Annotated in this window: 20 protein-coding genes; 12 read left to right on the top strand and 8 right to left on the bottom strand. The window is 65.0% G+C overall.

What is annotated here, in order from left to right:
- Positions 1-118 precede the first annotated feature (118 nt).
- Together CR157_RS04165 and CR157_RS04160 are read right to left on the bottom strand one after the other, a co-directional pair.
- Positions 119-751 (bottom strand): TIGR04282 family arsenosugar biosynthesis glycosyltransferase, encoded by a 633-nt coding sequence (locus CR157_RS04165; protein WP_110282252.1) that lies wholly within the window; start codon positions 749-751, stop codon positions 119-121.
- On the bottom strand, positions 741-1,433 hold the full coding sequence (locus CR157_RS04160) for a TIGR04283 family arsenosugar biosynthesis glycosyltransferase (protein ID WP_110282251.1): 693 nt from the start codon (positions 1,431-1,433) through the stop codon (positions 741-743). Before CR157_RS04160 ends, CR157_RS04165 begins: the two co-directional genes overlap by 11 nt.
- 329 nt (positions 1,434-1,762) lie before the next feature.
- Here CR157_RS04160 and CR157_RS04155 point away from each other — a divergent pair, with 329 nt between their 5' ends.
- Positions 1,763-2,539: a YiiX/YebB-like N1pC/P60 family cysteine hydrolase gene (locus tag CR157_RS04155; protein ID WP_110282250.1), complete on the top strand. Its 777-nt coding sequence runs from the start codon at positions 1,763-1,765 to the stop codon at positions 2,537-2,539.
- Positions 2,540-2,548: 9 nt separating this feature from the next.
- On the opposite strand, the gene CR157_RS04150 is transcribed toward CR157_RS04155, so the two are convergent.
- Genes CR157_RS04150 through CR157_RS04135 form a run of 4 tightly spaced genes read right to left on the bottom strand, consistent with a single transcriptional unit; the run spans position 2,549 to position 7,237 of the window.
- Positions 2,549-3,184 (bottom strand): ATP-binding cassette domain-containing protein, encoded by a 636-nt coding sequence (locus CR157_RS04150; RefSeq protein WP_181421951.1) that lies wholly within the window; start codon positions 3,182-3,184, stop codon positions 2,549-2,551.
- Positions 3,181-4,878 (bottom strand): ABC transporter permease, encoded by a 1,698-nt coding sequence (locus tag CR157_RS04145; protein WP_181421950.1) that lies wholly within the window; start codon positions 4,876-4,878, stop codon positions 3,181-3,183. The genes CR157_RS04150 and CR157_RS04145 overlap by 4 nt, the downstream gene beginning before the upstream one ends.
- Before the next feature lie 46 nt (positions 4,879-4,924).
- On the bottom strand, positions 4,925-6,133 hold the full coding sequence (locus tag CR157_RS04140) for an ABC transporter substrate-binding protein (protein ID WP_110282249.1): 1,209 nt from the start codon (positions 6,131-6,133) through the stop codon (positions 4,925-4,927).
- A 15-nt stretch (positions 6,134-6,148) separates the two neighbouring features.
- Positions 6,149-7,237 (bottom strand): phosphotransferase family protein, encoded by a 1,089-nt coding sequence (locus CR157_RS04135; protein WP_258364057.1) that lies wholly within the window; start codon positions 7,235-7,237, stop codon positions 6,149-6,151.
- 268 nt (positions 7,238-7,505) lie between these two features.
- Here CR157_RS04135 and CR157_RS22480 point away from each other — a divergent pair, with 268 nt between their 5' ends.
- From CR157_RS22480 to CR157_RS04110, 5 genes are all read left to right on the top strand, one after another.
- Positions 7,506-8,153, top strand: a complete 648-nt coding sequence (locus tag CR157_RS22480; RefSeq protein WP_181421949.1) for a hypothetical protein — start codon at positions 7,506-7,508, stop codon at positions 8,151-8,153.
- Between the two features lie 218 nt (positions 8,154-8,371).
- Entirely contained in the window at positions 8,372-9,901 is a 1,530-nt protein-coding gene (locus CR157_RS04125; protein WP_110282248.1) for an NfeD family protein, read from the top strand.
- Between the two features lie 58 nt (positions 9,902-9,959).
- Positions 9,960-10,763: a slipin family protein gene (locus CR157_RS04120; RefSeq protein WP_110282247.1), complete on the top strand. Its 804-nt coding sequence runs from the start codon at positions 9,960-9,962 to the stop codon at positions 10,761-10,763.
- A gap of 380 nt (positions 10,764-11,143) precedes the next feature.
- The gene (locus CR157_RS04115; protein ID WP_110282246.1) at positions 11,144-12,634 is read left to right on the top strand and encodes a SulP family inorganic anion transporter; all 1,491 of its coding nucleotides are present in this window, start codon (positions 11,144-11,146) and stop codon (positions 12,632-12,634) included.
- Positions 12,635-12,767: 133 nt separating this feature from the next.
- Entirely contained in the window at positions 12,768-13,622 is an 855-nt protein-coding gene (locus CR157_RS04110) for a universal stress protein (protein ID WP_110282245.1), read from the top strand.
- Positions 13,623-13,679: 57 nt separating this feature from the next.
- Here the strand turns inward: CR157_RS04110 and CR157_RS04105 are convergent, their stop codons facing one another.
- Positions 13,680-14,879, bottom strand: a complete 1,200-nt coding sequence (locus tag CR157_RS04105; protein WP_110282244.1) for an MFS transporter — start codon at positions 14,877-14,879, stop codon at positions 13,680-13,682.
- 142 nt (positions 14,880-15,021) lie between these two features.
- Between CR157_RS04105 and CR157_RS04100 the strand changes: the two genes are divergently transcribed.
- From CR157_RS04100 to CR157_RS04075, 6 genes are all read left to right on the top strand, one after another.
- Positions 15,022-15,363, top strand: a complete 342-nt coding sequence (locus CR157_RS04100; protein WP_110282243.1) for a TraR/DksA family transcriptional regulator — start codon at positions 15,022-15,024, stop codon at positions 15,361-15,363.
- A 77-nt stretch (positions 15,364-15,440) separates the two neighbouring features.
- Positions 15,441-15,812: a RidA family protein gene (locus CR157_RS04095; RefSeq protein ID WP_110282242.1), complete on the top strand. Its 372-nt coding sequence runs from the start codon at positions 15,441-15,443 to the stop codon at positions 15,810-15,812.
- A 706-nt stretch (positions 15,813-16,518) separates the two neighbouring features.
- Complete coding sequence (locus tag CR157_RS04090; protein WP_110282241.1) at positions 16,519-17,001, top strand: hypothetical protein; 483 nt, start codon at positions 16,519-16,521, stop codon at positions 16,999-17,001.
- Positions 17,002-17,580: 579 nt separating this feature from the next.
- Positions 17,581-18,042, top strand: coding sequence for a hypothetical protein (locus tag CR157_RS04085; RefSeq protein ID WP_110282240.1), 462 nt, complete (start codon positions 17,581-17,583; stop codon positions 18,040-18,042).
- 653 nt (positions 18,043-18,695) lie between these two features.
- Positions 18,696-19,157 (top strand): hypothetical protein, encoded by a 462-nt coding sequence (locus CR157_RS04080; protein ID WP_110282239.1) that lies wholly within the window; start codon positions 18,696-18,698, stop codon positions 19,155-19,157.
- A 600-nt stretch (positions 19,158-19,757) separates the two neighbouring features.
- A complete protein-coding gene (locus CR157_RS04075; protein ID WP_110282238.1) occupies positions 19,758-21,353 on the top strand; it encodes a solute:sodium symporter family transporter in 1,596 nt (531 codons plus the stop codon).
- A 49-nt stretch (positions 21,354-21,402) separates the two neighbouring features.
- Here CR157_RS04075 and CR157_RS04070 read toward each other — a convergent pair whose 3' ends face one another.
- A complete protein-coding gene (locus CR157_RS04070) occupies positions 21,403-22,266 on the bottom strand; it encodes a MurR/RpiR family transcriptional regulator (RefSeq protein ID WP_110282237.1) in 864 nt (287 codons plus the stop codon).
- Positions 22,267-22,350 lie beyond the last annotated feature (84 nt).

The following is a 22,350-nucleotide window of genomic DNA, read 5'->3' as shown; positions in this document are numbered from 1 at the left end:
CGGCATGCCTGGCGTTAAAAGCCAGCTCAAAGTATTCATTTACACCCCGTAAATCCCGTCTTTGCACCCGCGACATCCTTGCCGCTCGCCCTTCGAGCAGCGGTGCTGCCCAAATCATCTATTCGACTTTCAGGCAGCGCCCAAGGCGGGGAAAGCCGAGGGCGAGGCGCTGCAGGTCCTGCGGCCGGTCCACATCCCAGACCCTGGCCGGACAGGACAGTCGCCAGCCGAGGGCCTCGATACGCTGACGCGTGGTGGCCATTACCTCTGCGGTGCCCCAGGCGATGTCCTGGAAGAGCCGGGCGTCAGGGTGTCTGACGCCCACCAGGCCGTAGCCGCCATCCTCGGCGGGGAGAAGAACGACCTCGGCCTCCTCCAGGGCGTCATGACACTCCGCGAGCAGCGTCGGCGTGAGCGCCGGGCAGTCGCTGCCGATCAGCAGTCCCGAGCCCTTCATCGTCGACAGTGCCCGGTGCATCCGGTCGCCGAGATCGCCTTCCGGCTGGGCGCGCAGCTCGATGTCGTAGCGGTCGGCCAGCTCGAGGAACAGCGGGTGGCTGTGATCCAGCGCCGTCCACAGGGTGATCTGGTGGGCAGCGGTGGCGTTGATGGCGACCTCCAGGGTGTGACACAGCAGGGCGGCATGCAGCCGGGCGGCGCCTTCGGCGCCGAGCACCGGGATCAGCCGGGTCTTCGTCTCGCCGGGGATCGGTGCCTTGGCGAGAATCGCCAGGGGGAAGTCAGCGGACATGGCGATACTCCCGGGCCAGGCTGTCGGCCGACACGCCACGCCAGTAGCGAAAGCGCAGCCGCCACATCAGCCGGATCGTCGCCCAGACGCCATGGGTCTCCCAGCGCCGGCCACTGCTCACGACCTTGTGGTGAAGGCAGGCCGGGGCAGAGAGGCGCTTGAGCCGGCGTGACATCTCGATGTCCTCCATCAGTGGCTGGTCGGGAAAGCCACCCACGGCATCGAAGGCCTCGCGGGTCATGAACAGGGCCTGGTCGCCGGTGGCGATCCCGCTGAGGCGTGAACGCAGGTTCATGGCTACGGCGATCACCGGCAGCATGGGGTGCCGGCCGGTGAGCCGTATGTCGAAGCGTCCCCAGCATCGGTTTCCCGCCAGGGCCTCGTCGACAAGGCGATCGGCGCGGCGTGGCAGGTGCGTATCGGCGTGCAGGAACAGCAACTGCTGTCCTCGGGCCACGCGGGCGCCCACGTTCATCTGAGCGGCGCGTCCGGGGGGGCTGTGCAGCACACGCGTTGCCAGCGGTGTGGCCAGGGCAACGGTATCATCGCGACTGCCGCCATCGACGACCAGCAGCTCCGCGCCACACACCCATAATCCCAGCAACTGCGTCAACAGGCTCTCGATGGTGGTTGCCTCGTCGAGGACGGGGATGATGATGCTCAGTCGCGGCGTTGCTGGCATGGCGGGCGGTCTGTCCGGAGTCGTGGCGGTCGACTTGTCGGTGTTGTGTCGTGCCGGCGCCTCGAACCTTACCGCACCATCAGGGTGTTGGTCGCGGTACGGGTGAGTAAGGAGGGGGATGCTTTCTGCCACTAAATGATATGGATTGGCATCACGTGATCCCGACGATCTCGCTCAAGGGAGAAATGTCATGACAAGTTTGAATGGTATTACCTCATTCCTCAGTGACTGGAGTGTCTCCGCGCCCGAGTGAGGCGGAGGGTATGCCTGTCCGGTGGACCCGGGGACATGACGCTCAGGTGATGGGGAGAAGGGAGGGAGGATCAGCCATGACACTCTTGAATCGCGTCGGCTACATGCTGAGCTGCTGGCTCTCCTGCCCGCGGCCCTGGCACCGTGCCTCGATCCCCATCGAGGAGGGCATCCCGGACTGCCTCGAACCCGGTGACGTCCTGCTGATCGAGGGATCATCACGGTTGAGTACGGTGATCAAGTACCTTACCCAGTCCACCTGGTCCCATGCGGCACTCTATGTGGGAGAAGCGGCGTGTCGGGATCTGTTCGGTGCGACGCGAGGAGAGTGCCTCGTCGAGGCGGATCTCGCCGAGGGCGTGCGGCTGGCTGGTCTCGAACAGTTCGACGGCTACCCATTGCGCATCTGCCGTCCGTTGGGGTTGAGTGAGGAGGATATCGAGCGGCTGGTCACCTACGCCTGCAGACGAGTGGGGCATCGTTATGATCTGCACAACATCTTCGACCTGGCCCGCTACCTGCTGCCGTTGCCCCCTGTGCCGGTCCCCTGGCGCCGACGCATGCTGTCCCTGGGCAGCGGTGATCCCACCCGGGCGATCTGCTCGACCCTGATCGCCCAGGCCTTCCAGTCGGTGAGGTATCCGATCCTGCCCTTCGAGGAGTGGCAGGACGACCCACGGCGCTGTGTCGGGTGCCAGCGCCGGGTGTTGCAGCGTCGACACTACAGCCTGTTCACGCCCCGTGACTTCGACCTCTCGCCTTACTTCGAGATCGTCAAGCCGGCGCTCGCCGGTGGCTTCGACCCTCGGCGCCTGGCCTGGCGCGAGACCGAGGATGCGTTGCCAGAGGTGTGACGGACGCCTTCAGGCCGATAGCTCGATGAGCGTGCCGCCGGCATCCTCGGCGTCCTCCCGGTCATGGGTGACCAGCAGACTCGGCAGGCCCGCCTCGCGCAGGCGGGTGAACACCAGCTGGCGCATCTCGTGGCGCAGGTGGGTATCGAGACCGGCGAAGGGCTCGTCGAGCAGCACGGCGCAGGGCTCGGACAGCAGCAGGCGCATCAGTGCCACCCTGGCCTTCTGGCCGCCGGAGAGTGTCGCGGGGTCGCGGTCGCCGAACCCGGCAAGGCCGATCTCCCCCAGGGCGGCCTCGACTCTGCCAGCCCTGTTGCGGGTGGCTCGTGGCATACCGAAACGCAGGTTGCCGGCCACCGAGAGATGCGGGAACAGCAGCGGATCCTGGAACAGCAGGCCGATGCCGCGCCGCTCGGCCGGCAGCCGGGTGATGTCGTGGCCGTCGAGCCGCACCTGCCCCGTGGCCTGGAACGCCGGGGCCATGAAGCCCGCCACGAAGGCCAGCAGGGTCGACTTGCCCGAGCCTGACGGGCCCATCACGGTGAGCACCTCGCCGGGGCCGATCCGGGTGTCGAGCTCCACCAGGGGCGCGTCGTTCAGCGTGATCCGGATATTCTCGAGTTCGAGTCGATGGCTGTCGTTCATGGCACTCCCCGCATTCCCCGTCGTTGCGACCAGATCAACCGTGGCAGGCCGATGGCGATGGTGAAGCCCACCAGCGGCAGGCAGGCCTGGACCAGCGCCCAGACCCCGATCACCCGCCGGTTGCCGCCGGCGGCCAGGGCCACCGCCTCGGTGGTCACGGTGGACACGCGACCGGCGCCGAGCAACTGGGTGGGCAGATACTGGCCGATGCTCACCGCCAGCCCCACCGCCATGGCGGTGAGCAGCGGGGCCGTCAGCATCGGCAGGCGCACCCGCCAGAAGGTGGCGTTGCGGGAGGCGCCGAGCGTGAGTGCCAGCCGCGACCAACGCGGGTCGAAGCGCCGATAGGCCTCGGAGAGTGACAGGAACACATAGGGCAGCACGAACAGCAGGTGGCCGAAGATCACCAGACCATGCTGCGGTCGGGTACCGAGCGACTCCATGACCACCACCAGGCCGAACAGGAAGGCGATCTGCGGCACGATCAGTGGCAGGTAGAGCAGTCCCAGCGCGGAAAGGAGCCGCCCCTGGGCAGGGGGGTGCCCGGTGCGCTGCTCGTTCTCGAGTGCCGCCAGGGTCAGGACCACGGCGATCAGCGTCGAGGCGGCGGCGATGATCGCCGTCGACGTCACAGGCCTGGATAGCGCAGGCACCGCGCGGAGCCAGTGAGCCGCCGTGAAACCCTGGGGCAGGGCGTCGGGAAAACGCCAGAAGCCGGCGACGGAGTTGAGCGCCAGGCTGCCGATGCCCACGAAAGCCGTGAGCGCAGCGAACAGGATCAGCCCCTTGCCGACCAGTCGCAGCGGCTGCTCGCCGGACTGGCGACCACCACGGTTGATCCAGCCACGCCCCAGTCGGGCGACAAGCCGCTCCAGGCACCACCAGGTCGCGAGTGCCGAGGCCGTGACGCCGAGTTGCAGCACCGCACCGGCCGAGGCCATGAAGCGCCGGCTCAGGTCGGGGTCGTTGAACCAGGTGAGGATCGACACGCTGAGCGTCGGTGGCAGGGTGGGGCCGAGGATCAGCGCGACGTCCACCACCGAGGTGGCGTAGGCGATCACGGCGTAGACCGGTAGGCGAATCAGCGGGTAGAGCACCGGGGCGACAACCTTCAGCCAGGCGATGGTCGGCCGGTAGCCCAGCGAGCGGGCGATGGCCACTCGCCGTTGGGGATCGAGCTGGGGGAGGGCCGCCAGGCTCATCAGCAGCAGGAAGGGGATCTCCTTGATGATCAGCCCCGCCATCAGCGACAGGCCCCAGGGATCCTGGACGATCAGCAGATCCGGCGGTCGCTCCCAGCCGGTCAGCCCCGGCGAGACCAGCCGAGCCATCAGGCCCGAGGGGGCGATCAGGAACGCCAGGCCGAAGGCGGCGGCGGCATGGGGAATGGATAGCAGCGGCGAGACCAGCCGGCGAATCCAGTGATCCAGACGACTTCCCGTGGCGGCGGCCTGGAACAGCAGGACCACGACGAGTGACACGGCGGTGGTGACCAGGCCGCTGGCCAGGCTGATGGCCACCGAACGCCACAGGCCGGGCTGGGCGAACAGTTGCCGCCAGGGCGCCAGGCTGAAGGCGTTGCCGCCGAGTGCCGGCAGGTAGCCGAAGGCCGGCAGAATGGCCATGGCCAGGCCGGCGAGGATGGGGCCGACCAGCAGGGTGACGATCAAGGCGGGAGCGAGGCGCAGGATCATCCCGGTCGCGCCTCGTCACCGGCCGTGGCGCAGGGGACCACCGTCATCAGTTACGCACATAGCGCTCGCGCCAGGCCTCCTGCAGGGCAGTCATCCAGCTCGGGTGCGGCTCGGGAAGCGTCTGCGCCAGGGCGTCGGCAGGCAGCATGGCCGGATTCTCCTCGTCCAGGGCGAAGAGCGCCTGGGCCTGCTCATCGAGGCGCGCCACGTCCAGCACGGTGCGGTCGCCCCACATCGCCAGGTCCTGCTTGCGGGCCTGGGCCTCCGGGGAGAGCAGGAAGTCGGCGACCACCATGGCACCGGCCTTGTGAGGCGAGTTGAAGGGAATGGCGACGAAGTGCACGTTGCCCAGGGTCCCGCCATCCAGCACATAGCTGCGGGTGGTGGCCGGGAGCTCGAAGTCGGCCACCGCGGCCGCCGGTTCCGAGGGGTTGAAGGTGAAGGCCAGCGCCAGTTCGCCGTCACTCATCAGGTTGCGCATCTCCGGGCCGCTGGCGGGGAACTGCCGGCCACCGCGCCACAGGTGGGGATGCAGGCTGTCCAGGTAGTCCCACAGCGGGGCGGTGACGGCGGCGAAGTCGCTCTCCTCCACCGGGGCGTAGAGGGCCTCGTCGGCGTCGCTCAGGGCGATCAGTGCCTGCTTGAGGAAGGTGCTGCCGGTGAAGTCGGGAATGCGGGGGTAGGTGAAGCGGCCGGGGTTGGCTTCGGCCCAGGCGAGCAGTGCCTCGATGTCACGGGGCGGGGATTCGATCTCTGCACTGTCATGGTAGAAGGTGATCTGGGCCTTGCCCCAGGGCGCCTCGAAGCCTTCGGTGGGCAGCGTGAAGTCGGTGACCACCTCGGGGTTGTGCTCGGGGTAGGTGAGCGCGAAATTCGGTAACCGCTCGGCGAAGGGGCCGAACAGCAGGTCGGCCGCCTTCATGGCGGCGAAGTTCTCGCCGTTGATCCAGATCAGGTCGATGCTGCCGTCCTCGCGGTTCCCGGCGGACTTCTCGGCCAGGACCCGCGACACGGCGGCGCTGGTGTCGTCGAGCTTCACATGCACCACCGTCACATCGTGCTCGTCCTGCATGCGCTGGTTGACCCATTCGATATAGCGATTGGTGCGGGTGTCGCCTGCCCAGGCATTCCAGTAGACGGTCTGGCCGCGGGCCTCGTCGAGCACGGCGTCCCAGTCGGCGGGATCCGGGGCGGCGTGCAGCGGCATCGACAGCAGCAGGGCGAGCGGGGCGGTGGCGAGGGTACGACTCGGCATCGAAGGAATCCTTCTTCAATTCATGGCGGTATTCAGCGCGCCCTCGAGGGTGCGGAATTCATCCTGCACATGCGTGATGGCTGGCAGGGAAAGATAGTGGTCGACCCGGTCGCGCACATGGGCGATCAGCGCCTCGTCGCTGAGCTCGGCGGACCAGTCCTCGCCGCGGGCATGGGCATCCTGGGAATGTCGATGGCTGGCTCTCCACTTGGCGCACCAGGTCAGCGACCAGAGCCACATGGCGCGGCGACAAGCCAGCAGGACCGAGGGGTCGCCGTCGAAGCCCGTCGCCGTGATCCAGTGACGGTAGAAATCGGCCACCTGCGCCGGTGACAGCTCGGCACGGCTGACGAGGTCCCAGGTGGTCGAGGTATAGAGGCTGGCATGGGCCAGGTCAAAGCCGGGCAGGCCGTAGCGGCACTTCTCCAGGTCCACCAGCACGGCGCGGCCGGAGTCGGTGACCAGGAAGTTGCCCGGGTGGGCATCGAAGCTGATCAGCCGGGGCTCGGCATCGGGCAGTCGCTGCGGCAGGGCGGTGAGCTCGGCCTCGATGCGACGTCGCACCTCCGGCGCCAGGTTCGCCCGGTCCAGGAAATCGGCCTGCTTTTCGACCTCATCGCACATGGCGGCCCAGGGATCCCGGGGTGCCTGCAGCGGCGGGTGCTGCCCGGGCGGCGGCACCTCGAGGGTGTGCAGGCCGGCCAATGCCTCGGCGATGGCCGGCAGATCGTCCGGCAGGCGTGCCGGACGGCCGCGAATGGCACTGACCAGCAGGCCGCCGCGGGGCAGTTCGGCGCAAGGGGCGAGCACACCGTGCAGCGCCGGGGTGTGCCCGCTCTCGCTCGCCCGGGCGAAGCAGGCCGCCTGGTAATCGAGGTTGGCCCGTGCCTCCAGCCCCAGTTGACTCTGCTTGGGCAGGCGTGCGACCCAGTCGATGGCATCGCGCACCAGCCAGACATGGTGGTGGGCCAGACCGGTGTCGGCCATCAGCTGCATCGAATGGATCTCCGCGTGGCGACCGGCCCGTGTCAGCGCCACGGCCAGGCGATCACACAGGTCGTGTCGGGTTTCCGGGGAGATGGGAGAGGAAACGTAATCCGGCATGGCCTTCCTCGAGGTCGGGATGGTCGGTCAGTGGATGGTCGAGCGAGTGCTGGTTTCCTTACATCCCTGGCGGCAATACACCGGTGATGGCACGACGGGACCAGCAGCCTGCGGTGAGGTGAATCCGTGCGTTGTAAGTAATGGTGTCCATTGCCTACCAAACCAGACCGCTGGCAAGCCGCGGTGCGACATGACCCTGGGGGTCTCCAAGCGAATAGCCCTGATAAACAATAGATTGACCTGAAATTTCATCACGGAGGTGGAAATCATGTCACAGCATGACGACAAACGCCGCAGACTGCTAGGCCGCCTGAGCCGACAGTTCGCCTACACGGCCCCGGTACTGGCGCTGGTGGCCGGCGGAGCGGCATTGCAGGCCACGGCGGGCAATACCTCGACCGAGGCAGGCTTTGCCCCCGTTTCCGAAGCGGCACTTCTGCTCGCCAGCAGTAATGCCGTAGCCGAGGGAGAAGCGGAAGCCGAGGGGGAGGCCGAGGGAGAAGCGGAAGGGGAGGCCGAAGCCGGCTCGAGTGCCGAGGTACGGCGTCCCGACGGCTACACACCCGACTACAGCGAGACGGACGAGAACCCGCAGGAGCTGCTGGCGCGCGGCGAGGAACTCTATTACGACACCTCATTGAGCACCAATGGCCTGTCCTGCGCTTCCTGTCACGGTAGCGATGGCGATGACGTGGGCTACAAGGCCACCTTCGAGCAGCCCTTCCCCCATCAGGTGGCGATGGCCAGCAGCCAGTTCGGTATGCCCGAGGTTCACGCCGACGAGATGGTGCAGGTCTGCATGGTGGCGCCCATGGCGGCCGAGCCGCTGGAGTGGGGTGGCGAGAAGCTGACGTCCCTGGCGGCCTATATGGTGGAGGTGCAGAAGCGCTTCGCGGGCGAGCCGCATGACCTCTGAGCGTGACCTCTGAATAGCGTCATACGATCGATGACGAAAGGGGCCGGTCGGAGCAGGCCGGCGTGAGTTGAGGGGGCAAGCCGTCGCGTTGTCCTGGCGTCATGTCGTCCTTCTGTTGCGGTGGTGACTCTCTTCTGCCTACGCTGATATCGGCAACGGCTGAACCAGGGTACGCCATCGCGACTCTCAAGGGCAGAAGACGCAGGGCAGGGCACATTATGACGAGTGGACTCCGCGGGGCCATGGCCAGGAGCACGCTGCTGCTCAGCCTACTGTGCCTGATGCTCGGTGGTCTGTTGACCTGGCAGGCCGCGGCCCAGCAGGAGGAGCGGATCGCCCTGGTGATGACCGTCGAGGGGGCCATCGGGCCGGCCATCAGCGACTACTTCCAGCGCGGGCTGCGCAAGGCGGAGGAGGACAATGCCGAGCTGGTGGTGGTGCAGATGGACACCCCCGGCGGGCTCGATGCCTCCATGCGCAGCATGATCCGCAGCATGCTCAACTCACCCGTCCCCGTCGCCATCTATGTCTCGCCGAGTGGTGCCCGTGCGGCCAGTGCCGGCACCTATCTGCTCTACGGCAGCCATGTGGCGGCGATGGCCCCGGCCACCCACCTGGGCTCGGCGACGCCGGTGCAGATCGGCGGCGGAGGCCTGCCGGGGCTGGGCGACGACGAGGAGGAGGATGACGGCAATGGCGGCGATATCCGCGCAGAGGGAGAGCGCGCCACCGGCGATGACGGTGCGGCCGCCAACGGTGACGATGCCGCTGCCAGCGATGACGAGGAAGCCGTGTCCGATGATGACGAGGCCAGCGAGGAGGCCGCGGAGGGCCCGCGCCGCGGCGAGTCGGCCATGGAGCGCAAGGTGCTCGAGGATGCCGTCTCCTACATCCGCAGCCTCGCCGACCGCCATGGTCGCAACGCCGACTGGGCCGAGGAGGCGGTGCGCGAGGCGGTCAACCTCACCTCTCGCGAAGCGCTGGAAAGGAATGTCATCGACGTGGTGGCCGGCGACATCGACGACCTGCTGGCACAGATCGATGGCCGAACGGTGGTGATGGAGCATGGCGAACGGACGCTGGAGACGGCCGACCTGGTCATCGTGCGCTTCGATCCGGACTGGCGTACCGAACTGCTCTCGGTGATCACCAATCCCAATGTCGCCTATTTCCTGATGATCATCGGCTTCTACGGGCTGATCTTCGAGCTCTCCAACCCGGGGAGCCTGGTGCCGGGCACCATCGGCATCATTTCGCTGCTGTTGGCGCTGTTCGCCTTCCAGGTGCTGCCGATCAACTACGCGGGGCTGGCGCTGATCCTGGTGGGCCTGGGGCTGATCGTGGGCGAAGCCTTGATGCCCAGTTTCGGCATATTGGGAATGGGCGGCATCGTCGCCTTCGTGATCGGATCGGTGATGCTGATGGATGCGGAAAACCTGAGTGTCTCGCTGCCGATGATCGGCGGCATCGCCCTGCTGGCCGCCGTGCTGATGCTGTGGGTCATGACGCGCTTCGTGGGGCTCCGGCGTCGGCCGGTGAGAACCGGCGAGGAGGAGCTCGTCGACAGCGAGGCCACGGTGCTGGAGGATTTCGAGGGGCAGGGGCATGTCCGGCTGCGCGGGGAGCGCTGGAATGCCCGCAGCTCCCGGCCGTTGCGCAAGGGGCAGGTCGTGCGGGTGCAGGCCATCGACGGGCTGACCGTCGATGTGTCGCCGCTCGAGGAGAGTGACCGAGGCGGGAACGACTGAAGCGTTCGCGTCGTATCGTTCAAGGCGTACTGTTCAAGCCGTACAGGGAGAACCCGTCATGCTGATTTCCTATCTCGTTCCGGTCGTCCTGCTGCTCATGCTGATTGCGGCCTCGATCCGTATCCTGCCGGAGTACAAGCGCGGCGTGGTGTTCTTCCTCGGCCGTTTCCAGGCGGTGAAGGGGCCGGGCCTGATCATCGTCATCCCCGGCATCCAGAAGATGGATGTGGTCGACCTGCGCGTGATCACCATGGACGTGCCGGAACAGGACGTGATCTCCCAGGACAACGTCACCGTCAAGGTCAATGCCGTGCTCTACTTCCGGGTGGTGGACCCGGAGAAGGCCATCATCCAGGTCGAGCATTTCGTCAATGCCACCAGCCAGCTGGCCCAGACCACCCTGCGTTCGGTGCTCGGCAAGCACGACCTGGACGAGATGCTCTCGGAACGTGACAAGCTCAACGACGACATCCAGGAGATCATCGACAGCTCCGCCGAGGGCTGGGGCATCAAGGTGGCCAACGTCGAGATCAAGCACGTCGACCTCGACGAGAGCATGATCCGTGCCATTGCCCGCCAGGCCGAGGCCGAACGCGAACGGCGCGCCAAGGTGATCCATGCCGAGGGCGAGTTGCAGGCCTCGAAGAAACTGGTCGAGGCGGCCAACGTGATGTCAGAGAACTCGGCCGCCCTGCAGCTGCGCTACCTGCAGACCATGAGTGACATGAGCAACAAGAATGCCTCGACCATCGTGGTGCCGCTGCCCATGGACATCATGGAGGCCTTCCGGCAGATGAAGGCCTCCCCCGCGGCCCAGGCGCGCACCGGCAAGACGACACCGGACAGCGGCGACGACGCCTGACCCGGCCAGAGCCCCCGGGTGCACTGCAGCATGATCTCTGGTAGACTCTTGCGCTCTTGTCGGGAGCGAACGTTAGACTTTCGTCTAACGACGCCTCGTCGATAAAGTGCAAGGGACCGACAACACGTGATGACCCCCCTGACAGGGCTGGCCACGCCGCCCTAGCGCAACCTCCTTCCTTTCCGGCGATGATGCCTTCATCGGCTCGTCATCGCCCGACATCACGCTGATGTCCCGGGGCCCCTGCGCCCTCCCTGTGAATGATCCCTCGCGACATGCCCGCCACGGCCGCGCCTGACCCGGCGAGGCCGAAGGCGTGGCATGCGACGACAGACCCTGGCGCCTCACGGCATTCCAATCACCCCTGACTGGACCGCAGCATGTACGAAAAAATGAAACTGAGTTGGTTCTCCAACCTCAAGGGCGACACGCTCGCCGGTATCGTGGTGGCACTGGCGCTGATCCCCGAGGCCATCGCCTTCTCGATCATCGCCGGCGTCGACCCCAAGGTCGGCCTCTACGCCTCCTTCGCCATCTGCGTGATCATCGCCTTCACGGGCGGCCGTTCCGGCATGATTTCGGCGGCCACCGGCGCCATGGCGCTGCTGATGATCACCCTGGTCAAGGAGCATGGCCTCGAGTACCTGCTGGCCGCCACCCTGCTCACCGGGGTGCTGCAGATCATCGCCGGTTACCTGAAGCTCGCCGACCTGATGCGCTTCGTCTCGCGCTCGGTGGTCACCGGCTTCGTCAATGCCCTGGCGATCCTGATCTTCATGGCCCAGCTGCCGGAGCTGACGGGGGTGACCTGGCACGTCTATGCCATGACCATCGCCGGCCTGGCGATCATCTACGGCTTCCCCTACGTGCCGGTGGTCGGCAAGTCGATTCCCTCACCGCTGGTTTGCATCGTGGTGTTGACCGCCGTCTACATGATCACCGGCATGGAGATCCGCAGCGTGGGTGACATGGGCGAGCTGCCGGACAGCCTGCCGGTCTTCCTGTGGCCCGAGGTGCCGCTGAACCTCGAGACGCTGATGATCATCCTGCCCTACTCGCTGATGCTCACCGTGGTCGGCCTGCTCGAATCGATGATGACCGCCACCATCATCGACGACCTGACCGACACCCGGAGCGACAAGAACCGCGAGTGCAAGGGCCAGGGCATCGCCAACATCGGTGCCGGCCTGATCGGCGGCATGGCCGGCTGCGCGATGATCGGCCAGTCGGTGATCAACATCAAGTCGGGCGGTCGCCGCCGCATGTCGACGCTGATCGCCGGTGTCGCCCTGCTGCTGATGGTGGTCTTCCTCGCCGACTGGGTGTCGCAGATCCCCATGGCGGCCCTGGTAGCAGTAATGATCATGGTGGCCATCGGTACCTTCAGCTGGAGCTCCATCCGCGACCTCAAGAAGCATCCCATGAGCACCAACATGGTGATGGTGGTCACCGTGGCGGTCACCGTGGGGACCCATAACCTGGCCATTGGCGTCTTCGTCGGGGTGCTGATCGCCGCCATGAACTTCGCCAACAAGGTGGGCAACATCTTCTATATCGGCAGCGAGGAGACCGACGAAGGCCGCCATCGCATCTACAAGGTGGTGGGCCAGGTGTTCTTCGCCTCCTCGGAGCGCTTCGGCAATGCCTTCGACTTCAAGGAGACCGTGGAGAAGGTCACCATCGACCTGTCGCGGGCCCACTTCTGGGACATCACCGCCGTCCAGGCCCTGGATCGCGTGGTGATCAAGTTCCGCCGCGAGGGCACCGAGGTGGAGCTGATCGGCCTCAACGAGGCCAGCGCCACCATCGTCGATCGCTATGCGGTGCACGACGACCCGGAGGCCGTCGAGAAGCTGATGGGCGGTCATTGACCCGCGGCAAGCCTCGGGGCCATCGGTTGGGCGCGCCCCTGTGATGCACCGGCCCGATGGTGTAGAACTTGTATAATGGCGGGTTGCCTCGAGCGGACCCGCGCCAACCCACGCCAGCTTGGGAAACGACAAGATGACAGATCAGGTGATGGCCGCCATCGACGGCTCGCAATTCTCCGAAGGGGTGTGCGACTACGCCGCCTGGGCCAGTCTGGCGCTGGAGGCGCCGCTGACCTTCCTGCACGTGGTGGACAACCATCCCCAGACCGCCGAGGCGGACCTCTCCGGCAACATCGGGCTGGGCTCTCGCGAGCATCTGCTCGAGGAACTGGCCACCCTGGACGAGCAGCGCGCCAAGGTGGCCCAGGAGCAGGGCCGGCTGATGCTCAAGGCGGCCCGGGAGCGGGCCATCGAGGATGGTGTGGCGGAGCCCGCCACCCGCCAGCGCAACGGCACTCTCGTGGAGACGCTCGAGGAGCTGGAAAGCGAGATTCGCCTGCTGGTCATGGGCAAGCGCGGCGAGACCGCCCACCAGGCCAGCGAGCACCTGGGCTCCAACCTCGAGCGGGTGGTACGCACCCTGCACCGGCCGATCCTGATGGTGCCCGAGACCTTCAAGACGCCCGAGCAGGTGATGATCGCCTTCGACGGCAGCAAGACCACCCGCAAGGGCGTGGAGATGCTGGCGAAGAGCCCGCTGTTCAACGGCATTCCCTGCCATGTGGTGATCGTCGGCGCCGAGACCGGCGACAACCGCTCCCAGCTCGACTGGGCGCTGAAGACGCTGCGCGATGCCGGCCATGAGGCCGAGGGTGCGATCCGCGCCGGTGAGGTGGAGGAGGCCCTGCGCACCTACCAGGCCGAGCACGATATCGACCTGCTGGTGATGGGCGCCTATGGCCACTCGCGCATCCGCCACCTGCTGGTGGGCAGTACCACCACGGCCATGCTGCGCAAGGCGGGCGTACCGGTGCTGCTGCTCCGGTGATTCCCGGCAGCGACTGAAGTGCACGATACCGCCGGCCCCGGGGCCGGCGGTATCGCGTCAGGCGTCGGTGGCCTGCGCTGCCGGGCTGGCCAGCACCCCTTGGGCCAGCGTCCAGCCGATGGCCAGAAACGCCAGCATGCCGCCCAGCACCAGAGAGAAGTCGGCGCCCAGGTCCAGCGCCACGCCCAGTACCGCCGGGGCGACGCCGGTGGAGAAGACCATGCAGGCGCTCAGGGTGGCACGTACCGTGCCGAGATGCTCGGCACCCCAGAGCCGCACCAGCAGGCTGGTGGCGATGGATTCCTGGGCGCCCATGGCCAGCCCGCCACCCACCATCAGCGCCCAGACCCCGAGATGGCCGCCGATGACGATGGCCACCACCAGCGCCAGGGCGAAGGGCAGCAGGTAGAGACGGGCCAGGCGCACCGGCCCCAGCTTGTCGACCCAGCGCCCCCCGATCAGGGCGCCGGGCAGCTTGGCCAGCCCCATGCCGGTCAGTGCCAGGGCGTAGACGCCCAGGGTGCTGCCGAGGTCCTCGGTCATGCGTGCCTGGTAGATGAAGAGCCCGGTCATGGTCACCGGCAGGATCATCAGCAGCGGTAGCAGGCACCAGAAACGCCGTTCCCGGAAGGGGCGCGGGCCATCACGGCGTTGGCCGCGTTTCGGGCGTTGGCGCGGTGCCCTGGGCCAGGGGCCGCGTGCGAGCAGCGGTACCCACAGCCCGGCCAGCACCAGCACGAAGAGCCACCAGAGTTCCCGCCAACCGAGCCATACCAGCAGCGCTGCCATCAGCGGCGGCAGTACTGTCTCGCCGAGCATGATGCCCATGCTTACCAGGCCCAGGGCGCGGCCGCGCATGGCCACGAATTCGCGCCCCGCCAGGGTGTTGCCCAGATGCGTCATCATCCCCTGGCCGCACAGGCGCACCAGGCCCAGGCCGAGCAGCCCCAGCCCCCACCAGGGCGACAGTGTCAGCAGCAGCACCCCGGTCAGCAACGAGCCGAGCACTATCAGGGCGAAGCGCCGCGGCGGTACCCAGTCGATGCTGGGCCCCAGGCGCAGCATGGCGAAACCGGCGACCAGGGTCACCAGGGCGTAGGCGCTGCCGAACTGGCCGGCACTGAAGCCCAGCCGGGCACTGATCGGTGCCTGGAACAGGCCGATGAAGAAGCTCTGGCCCAGGCTCGAAGTGAACATCGCCAGGAAGGCGATGCCGAGCAGGCCGCGATGTTCCCGCAACAGGGTGCGGTAGCCCATGATACCTCCGTAGGCAGTGACCGGGTGGGAGTGGCAAGATGTCGTCAGGCCGGCCGGATCACGGCCCGTCGTATGATGGAAAGTCACGCATGATAGCAGCTTGCCGGGACGCGTCGGAGCGCCTGGTGGCGAGGAGGTGACCTTGAATCATCCTGAACTGGCCATGGAGGCCGTTCGCGAACGACTCCTGGCCATGCGTGCCGAGTTGCTCGAGGAGAGTGAGTCGAGCCGTGAGGCGCGCGATACCGTGACACTCGACCAGACCTCGGTGGGGCGGTTGTCACGCATGGATGCCCTGCAGGGGCAGGCCATGGCCAAGGCCGAGGAGGAGCGGCGGCAACTGGCGCTGAGGCGCATCACGACGTCCCTGGCCCGCATCGACCGGGGCGAGTACGGCGAATGCATTGGGTGCGGCGAATGGATCGCCACGAAACGGCTCGAGTGGGACCCGCTGGTACTCAAATGCATCGACTGTGCCGAGTGATGGGGTAGAATAGACTGCTTGTTACGCATCGAAGCAGGTGGATTCGCTGCGTATGTTTCGTCTTCCAGGAGAAAAACATGACGATCGTTCGGCATGACACCAAGGCGCGCATGAGCCGCGCCGTGATCCACAACGGTATCGCCTACCTGTGCGGCCAGGTGGCCGGCCCCGAGGCGCGCCATGGCGACATCACCGAGCAGACCGAGAGCATGCTGGCGCGTGTCGATGCGCTGCTGGCCGAGATCGGATCCGACCGCGAGCATCTGCTGACGGCGACGATCTACCTCAAGGATGGCCACGACTTCGCCGCCATGAACGCGGTGTGGGACGACTGGGTGCCCACCGGCCACGCCCCGGCACGTACCTGTGTCTGTGCCCCCATGCCCGCCGACGAGCTGAAGGTCGAGATCACCGTCACGGCCCTGGTCTTCGGCGAATACAGCTACTGATCCAAGCCTGGAGGCATCCTCGAGTCCCGATCCGGGAATGCCCGAGGGAGCGGGCTGCGGTTGCAATTGGGCGTGCTGGAGCACTTCTCGTCGTCGCTGGTGGCCCAGTCAGCACCTGCGTTACCGCCGACATGAGCTCAGCCTGTCGAGACAGGGCTGCATTGCCGCGACGGGGAGGCCTGGATGGCGCTGCCCCATGTCGGGCGCAGTGGCCTGGATCGGCTACCGATCTCGGCAAAGAGCATGGAGCTTGCCGTTTTCGTGTTGCCGCGGGCGATGTTCCGTAACCGCCTATAATTTTCAAGTTATTGATTTCTTCAATGGATTAGTTTGTATAAGCATATAGCAAATCGGTCTGCACGCCTTGAGTGTAAGGACTCAGGCATCTCTACTACAAAGATGCAAGGATAACGATATGTGTGACTTGAGTGCAGGCTTCAGCCGTATCGACAGGTGACTCGCTTCCGCTTGAGCCAGGCAATACGCATTTACGCCAGGTGAGAGGAGGACGACATACTGCCAGTTCTTCAGGGCGGCTCGCCGATTCGGTTGGCAGTGGGGGCTGGAATCCTTCTGGTCCGCACTACACAGCAAGTCTGCATGCCGTGCTGAGTGATGCTAACCTATGTAAGGGATTTATTGAATCACTCATCCTGAACGTCGGGCCAAAGGCATGGCGATCAGGTTAATGGCAAGGAGAACGACGATGACTATTGCAGGAAAAGGTGCCGTACTCGTCACAGCGCTGCTGCTGGGTGGAATGGGCGGCCTTGTGGCCACTGCTGTCGCGCAAGATGATGAGGCTGTCACCCTCGAGCCTATCAGCGTTATCGCCGAGGCCGAAGACATGAGAATAATCCCACTCCGGATCGAAGAAGGTCGGTCGGATCACGAGCGTGTCTTGGGTGTCGTTCGCTATGTCTTCGAGATCGAGGAGCCGACGCGGATGCAGGTGCGTACGCATCTCTGGACGGCAACGAGTCCCAATAAAGTAAAGCTGCGTGGAACTCTGTACGATGAAAACAATGAGCTCGTCACCGTAGGGGAACCTGTCGGCGGACGCTTTACGTTCGATGAAAGGCTGCAGCCCGGCCACTATGCGCTGGAGGTGGAAGGGGAATTTCTCGATGGATCGCAAGGAGGAGGCCAGCGCTACTATCTGACGACTCCGACGACTCCTGTGAATTGACGCCAGGATATGGCGGTATGGGAAATCTCGCTAGACAATGAGTGATTTAGCCAGGCATAGCCTGGCATTTTTTTGGTACGTCTGACTGGCGCTGTTAAGCTTTGTCTGGCCATCGCTCGCCGATTCTTCAGACAAGCGTAAGGTGCTCGGCTCCCCCGGCCGATCGACCAGCACCCGCTCGGCGGGGCCCCGTCCCGACCCTGCCAGATCACTGGCAGGCCCGCCTCCACGCCGAATGCCACTGCTCCCATCAGGGCGAGAGAGTGCAACCGGCTGACAGCCTGCTATTCCAGCAGAAGCGGCGAGTTGCCCCTCACGACACTACGCCATTGGACGAGCCATGGCTACACTTCCGGGCGCCTGCGGCGCCATGGTCAAGGCGGCGAACCGCTGACACAACCGTGGCCCTTCACATGGGGGCGGCAAAGTGTGGATATGGAGAATCGGACTACAGGCCTTGATATGCCGTGTAAGTAATCGGGCGTCTCTTCTACAAAGATGCAAGAAGCAACGATACATCACTCATCCTGATCGCCGGGTCAAAGGCATGACGATCGGGTTAATGGAAGGAGAACGACGATGACTATTTCAGGAAGAGGTGCCGCCCTGGTCACAGTACTGCTGCTGGGTGGAATGGGAGACGTAGTGGCCAATGAGAATGCCAATGGGGCTGTCACCCTCGATCCCATCAGCGTCGTGGCCGAGCGCGAGGGGGTGCTCCCACTCCCAGAGGGCCCATCGGAGCATCAGCGTATCATGGATATCGATCGCTATGTCTTCGATATCGAGGAGCCGACGCGGATGGAGGTGCGCACGCATCTCTGGGCGGCAACGAGTCCCAATAACGTGGTTCTGCGCGGAACCCTGTACGATGAAAATGATAATGTCGTCGCCGAAGGGCGTTCTATGGGCGGACGTTTTGCGTTCGATAGAACGCTGGAGCCCGGCTATTATGCGTTGGACGTGAAAGGGCAGTTTCTCAGTGGAACACAAGGAGGATCCCAGCGCTACTATCTGACGACCCGCATGGATGCTATCTGACAGTTCGCATGGAGTGACGCCAGGATATAGGGAGATGAGGCGAGGAAGCCTTGGTAGACATTGAGTGATTTAGCCAGGCATAGCCTGGCTTTTTCTTGGTGCGCCAGGCAGGGCGCGCAGCGCCGGACTGGCGCTGTTCCCGAGGGTGGTGCCTCGGAATGGCACACCATGACGTAAATCCAACAGGCATACGGGAAGGTTGCGCGTCTTACCCGGGGAGGCCTGGTGGTCTGCCACGGGGCTGCCGGCGTCGAAAGGCGACGAGATGGGCTGATCGTGCCCAGCACTGACGGAGCCCCTCGTTGGCAAACACCATGCAGGCGCCGAGGGTGGCACGCAGCCTGCCTGGTGCTCGGCGCCCCGGCCGATCGATCCAGCAACTGCTCGGCAGGGCGCCGTGGACGAGCCATGACAACGCTTCCGGGCACCTGCGACGCCATGGTCTGAAGGCGAACCGCTGACGCAGCCGTGGCCCTTCGCATGGGGGCGGAAAAAGTATGGATATGGATATAGTGAATCGGTCTATAGGCCTTGATGTGCCGTGTAAGTAATCGGGCATCTCTTCTACAAAAATGCAAGAAACAACGATATATCACTCAGCCTGATTGCCGGGTCAACGGTATGACGATCAGGCTAATGGAAGGAGAGCGACGATGACTATTTCAGGAAAAGGTGTCGCGCTGGTCACAGCACTGCTGCTGGGCGGAATGGGAAACGTTGTGGCCAATGAGAATGCTAATGGGGCTGTCACCCTCGATCCCATCAGCGTCGTGGCCGAGCGCGACGGGGTGCTTCCACTCCCAGAGGGCCCATCGCAGCATCAGCGTATCATGGGTATCGATCGCTATGTCTTCGATATCGAGGAGCCGACGCGGATGCAGGTGCGCACGCATCTCTGGTCGGCAACGAGTCCCAATAAAGTCATTCTGCGTGGAACCCTGTACGATGAAAACGACAACATCATCGCCAGGGGCAGCCGTCTAGGCGGGCGTTTCACGCTCGATCAAGCGCTGAATCCCGGCTTCTATATGCTGGAGGTGAGTGGGAAATTTCTCAGTGGAACGCAAAGAGGGTCCCAGCGCTACTATTTGACGACGCGCATGGATGCTATCTGACGGCACGCATGGAGTGTCGCCAGGATATAGGGAGATGAGGCAAGGATATCGTGGTAGACATTGAGTGATCTAGCCAGGCATAGCCTGGTTTTTTTTGTGCCATTGTTTGTTCATAGCAGAGTAGTGCGATGGTGGTGCTACCCAATCCATGGCAATGCATTTCGGATGTCTGAGGCGCTAATGTCAAGGCATCGAACTGCTGGTACCACCGGGCTCCTTCCATTCCATGACCCGTCAATGATCAAGTGCAGCACCTGAGCTATCAGGTATCGACTCGGGTGTCTGGCGGCGCCAATCGTCGCGGTGTCGAACCACCGGCAGGGTCGGCTGGCAAAGACACCTTATTGGTTCAGCCCCCCCCTGTGGCCAGTCGCCTGGTAGCCTCCGGCAGATCCAGGGGTGGCAGAGTGACATCATGGCCTGCCCGTCGGCGAGGGTATGTATGCAATATTCCGAAATATACTGCCAAATGTTCGACTAAAGTCGCATTCAGGAATCGAGTCATCTATCTAAAATGACGCACGCTCTTAATATCTGACATTTCCTGCGGCCCGTGGCTCGGGCCGTGACATCCACGCCGATCACCGGAGCGAGATCTCCATGCATGCTCTCACCCTGCTGTCCTTCCTGTTCTTCACGGGACTGGTCGCCTTCATCACCTGGCGCCTGACCCGCCGCGACGACCACGAGAGTACCCGCGGCTATTTCCTCGCCGGCCGGACCCTGACCTTCCCGCTGATCGCCGGCTCGCTGCTGATGACCAACCTCTCCACCGAGCAGATGGTGGGGCTCAACGGGGCCGCCTTCAGCGACGGCCTGAGCGTGATGGCCTGGGAGGTGGTGGCGGTCATCGCTCTGGTGGCCCTGGCACTCTTCTTCCTGCCCCGCTTCCTGAAGAGCGGCATCGCGACCCTCCCGCAGCTGCTGGCGATCCGTTTCGATGCCGGTACCCAGTTGATCACCAACGTGATCTTCCTGATCGCCTATGCGGTGATCCTGCTGCCGATCATCCTCTATTCCGGCGCCATGGGGCTGCAGGGCATGCTCGACCTCCAGGGGCTCACCGGCATCCAATCGCCCACCGTGTTGCTGTGGCTGACGGTGTGGCTCGTCGGCATCATCGGCGCCATCTACGCGCTCTTCGGCGGTCTGCGCACCGTTGCGGTCTCCGATACCCTGAACGGCGTCGGCCTGCTGATTGGCGGCTTCGTGATCGTCTACTTCGGCCTGCAGGCGGTGAGTAGCGACGGCGGCGTGTTGGAGGGGTGGAACATCCTCAAGGCGAGCGACCCGGACAAGCTCAACTCCATCGGCGGGGCCGACCAGCAGGTGCCCTTCTTCACCCTCTTCACCGGCGTCTTCCTGATCAACCTCTTCTACTGGACCACGAACCAACAGATCATCCAGCGCACCTTCGCTGCCAGGACCCTGGCCGAGGGGCAGAAGGGCGTGCTGCTGACCGGCTTCTTCAAGCTGCTGGGGCCGCTCTACCTGGTGTTGCCGGGGATCATCGCCTACCACCTCTACGCCGACCAGGGCGTGCGGGCCGATGAGGCCTATGGCCACCTGGTGTTCGATGTGCTGCCGCCCTATCTCACCGGCTTCTTCGCCGCGGTGATGGTCGGTGCCATCCTGTCGTCGTTCAACTCGGCGCTCAACAGCACCACCACCATCTTCAGCCTCGGCATCTATAAGGGGGTGTTGAAGAAGGACGCCACCGACGAGCAGGTGGTGAAGTCGGGCAAGGTGTTCGGCTGGATCATGGCCGTCGTCACCATGACCATCGCGCCGCTGCTGGCCGGCCAGGAGAGTCTCTTCGGCTACCTGCAGAAGATGAACGCCATCTACTTCATCCCCATCCTGGCGGTGGTGATCGTCGGCCTGCTGACCCGCCGCGTGCCGCCCATGGCGGCCAAGGTCGCGCTGGTGGGCGGCTGCCTGCTGATCGCCGCCGGATATTTCGTACCGCCGTTCGACAAGCTGCCGCTGGTCATGCATGAATTTCACTTCGTGGCGGCGGTCTTCGTGCTGCTGGTGGCGCTGATGCTGCTCATCGGCCGGCTGCGTCCGCTCGCCACGCCCTGGGTTCACGAGGACAGTGGAGAGGTCGACCTGGCGCCCTGGAAGGGGGCGCTGCCCGCCGGTGTCGTCCTGGTGGTGCTGGTGGCCATTATCTACGCTGCCTTCGCCGGCTGACGCCTTCGCCGCCACTGCCGCCCCCTCCCGTGCAGGGGGGCGGCCGGGGTCAGTGCCGGTCGTGGGCCGGGTAGCGCGTCTCCTGCAGGCTGTCCTTGATCTTCTTCAGGTGGGAGAGGAAGTCCTCGCCGCGGCGCAGGGTGACGCCGGTGGCCAGGACGTCGACCAGTGCCAGCTGGATCATGCGTGAGGTCATCGGCATATAATAGTCGGTATCCTCGGGGGTGGTGACCTCCAGGGTCTCGGTGCACTCCCGCGCCAGCGGCGAGCCCGGCGCGGTGATGCCGAGCACCACGGCGCCACTCTCGCGGGCCAGGCGAGCGATGTCGACCAGCTCCCGGGTGCGGCCCGTCCAGGAGATCACCACCACCACGTCGCCGGTATGGCAGGCGGCGGCCACCATGCGCTGCATCAGGACATCCACGTAGGAGGTGACCGGCAGGTTGAAGCGGAAGAACTTGTGCTGGGCGTCCTGGGCCACCGCCCCCGAAGCACCGAGCCCGAAGAAGTGGATCTGCTTGGCCTGGATCAGGTAGTCGACCACCCGTTCGATGCGGACCGGGTCGGCCTGGCGGCGGGCCTCGTCCAGCGCGGCGATGGTCGCCCCGAAGATCTTCTGGGTGTAGTCGGCGGCACCGTCGCCGGGTTCCACCGCCCGGCTCACGTAGGGCGTGCCGCCGGCCAGGCTCTGGGCTAACTTGATCTTGAAGTCCGGGTAGCCCTTGGCATCGAAGCTGCGACAGAAACGGTTGACCGTGGGCTCGCTTACCGAGGCGGCCTGTGCCAGGGTGGCGATACTCATGCTGGTGGCGGAGCCGGGGTCGGCGAGGATGACGTCGGCGACCTTGCGCTCGGAGCGGTTGAGTTCCTCGAGCCGTAGGCGAATGCGATCAAGCAGGTCGTGACTGGCCATGATGGGGGAGGGTCTCCATGACGCGGGGCGCCGCTGGCGCGACAGGATTGAAGCCGGAGTGGGTGATGTAGTCATTTAACTACA

This window comes from Halomonas sp. LBP4 (assembly GCF_003202205.1).
Classification (GTDB): domain Bacteria; phylum Pseudomonadota; class Gammaproteobacteria; order Pseudomonadales; family Halomonadaceae; genus Halomonas; species Halomonas flagellata.
The sequence above is the reverse complement of the archived record's forward strand: the minus strand, read 5'-3'. Positions and strand labels throughout refer to the sequence as shown.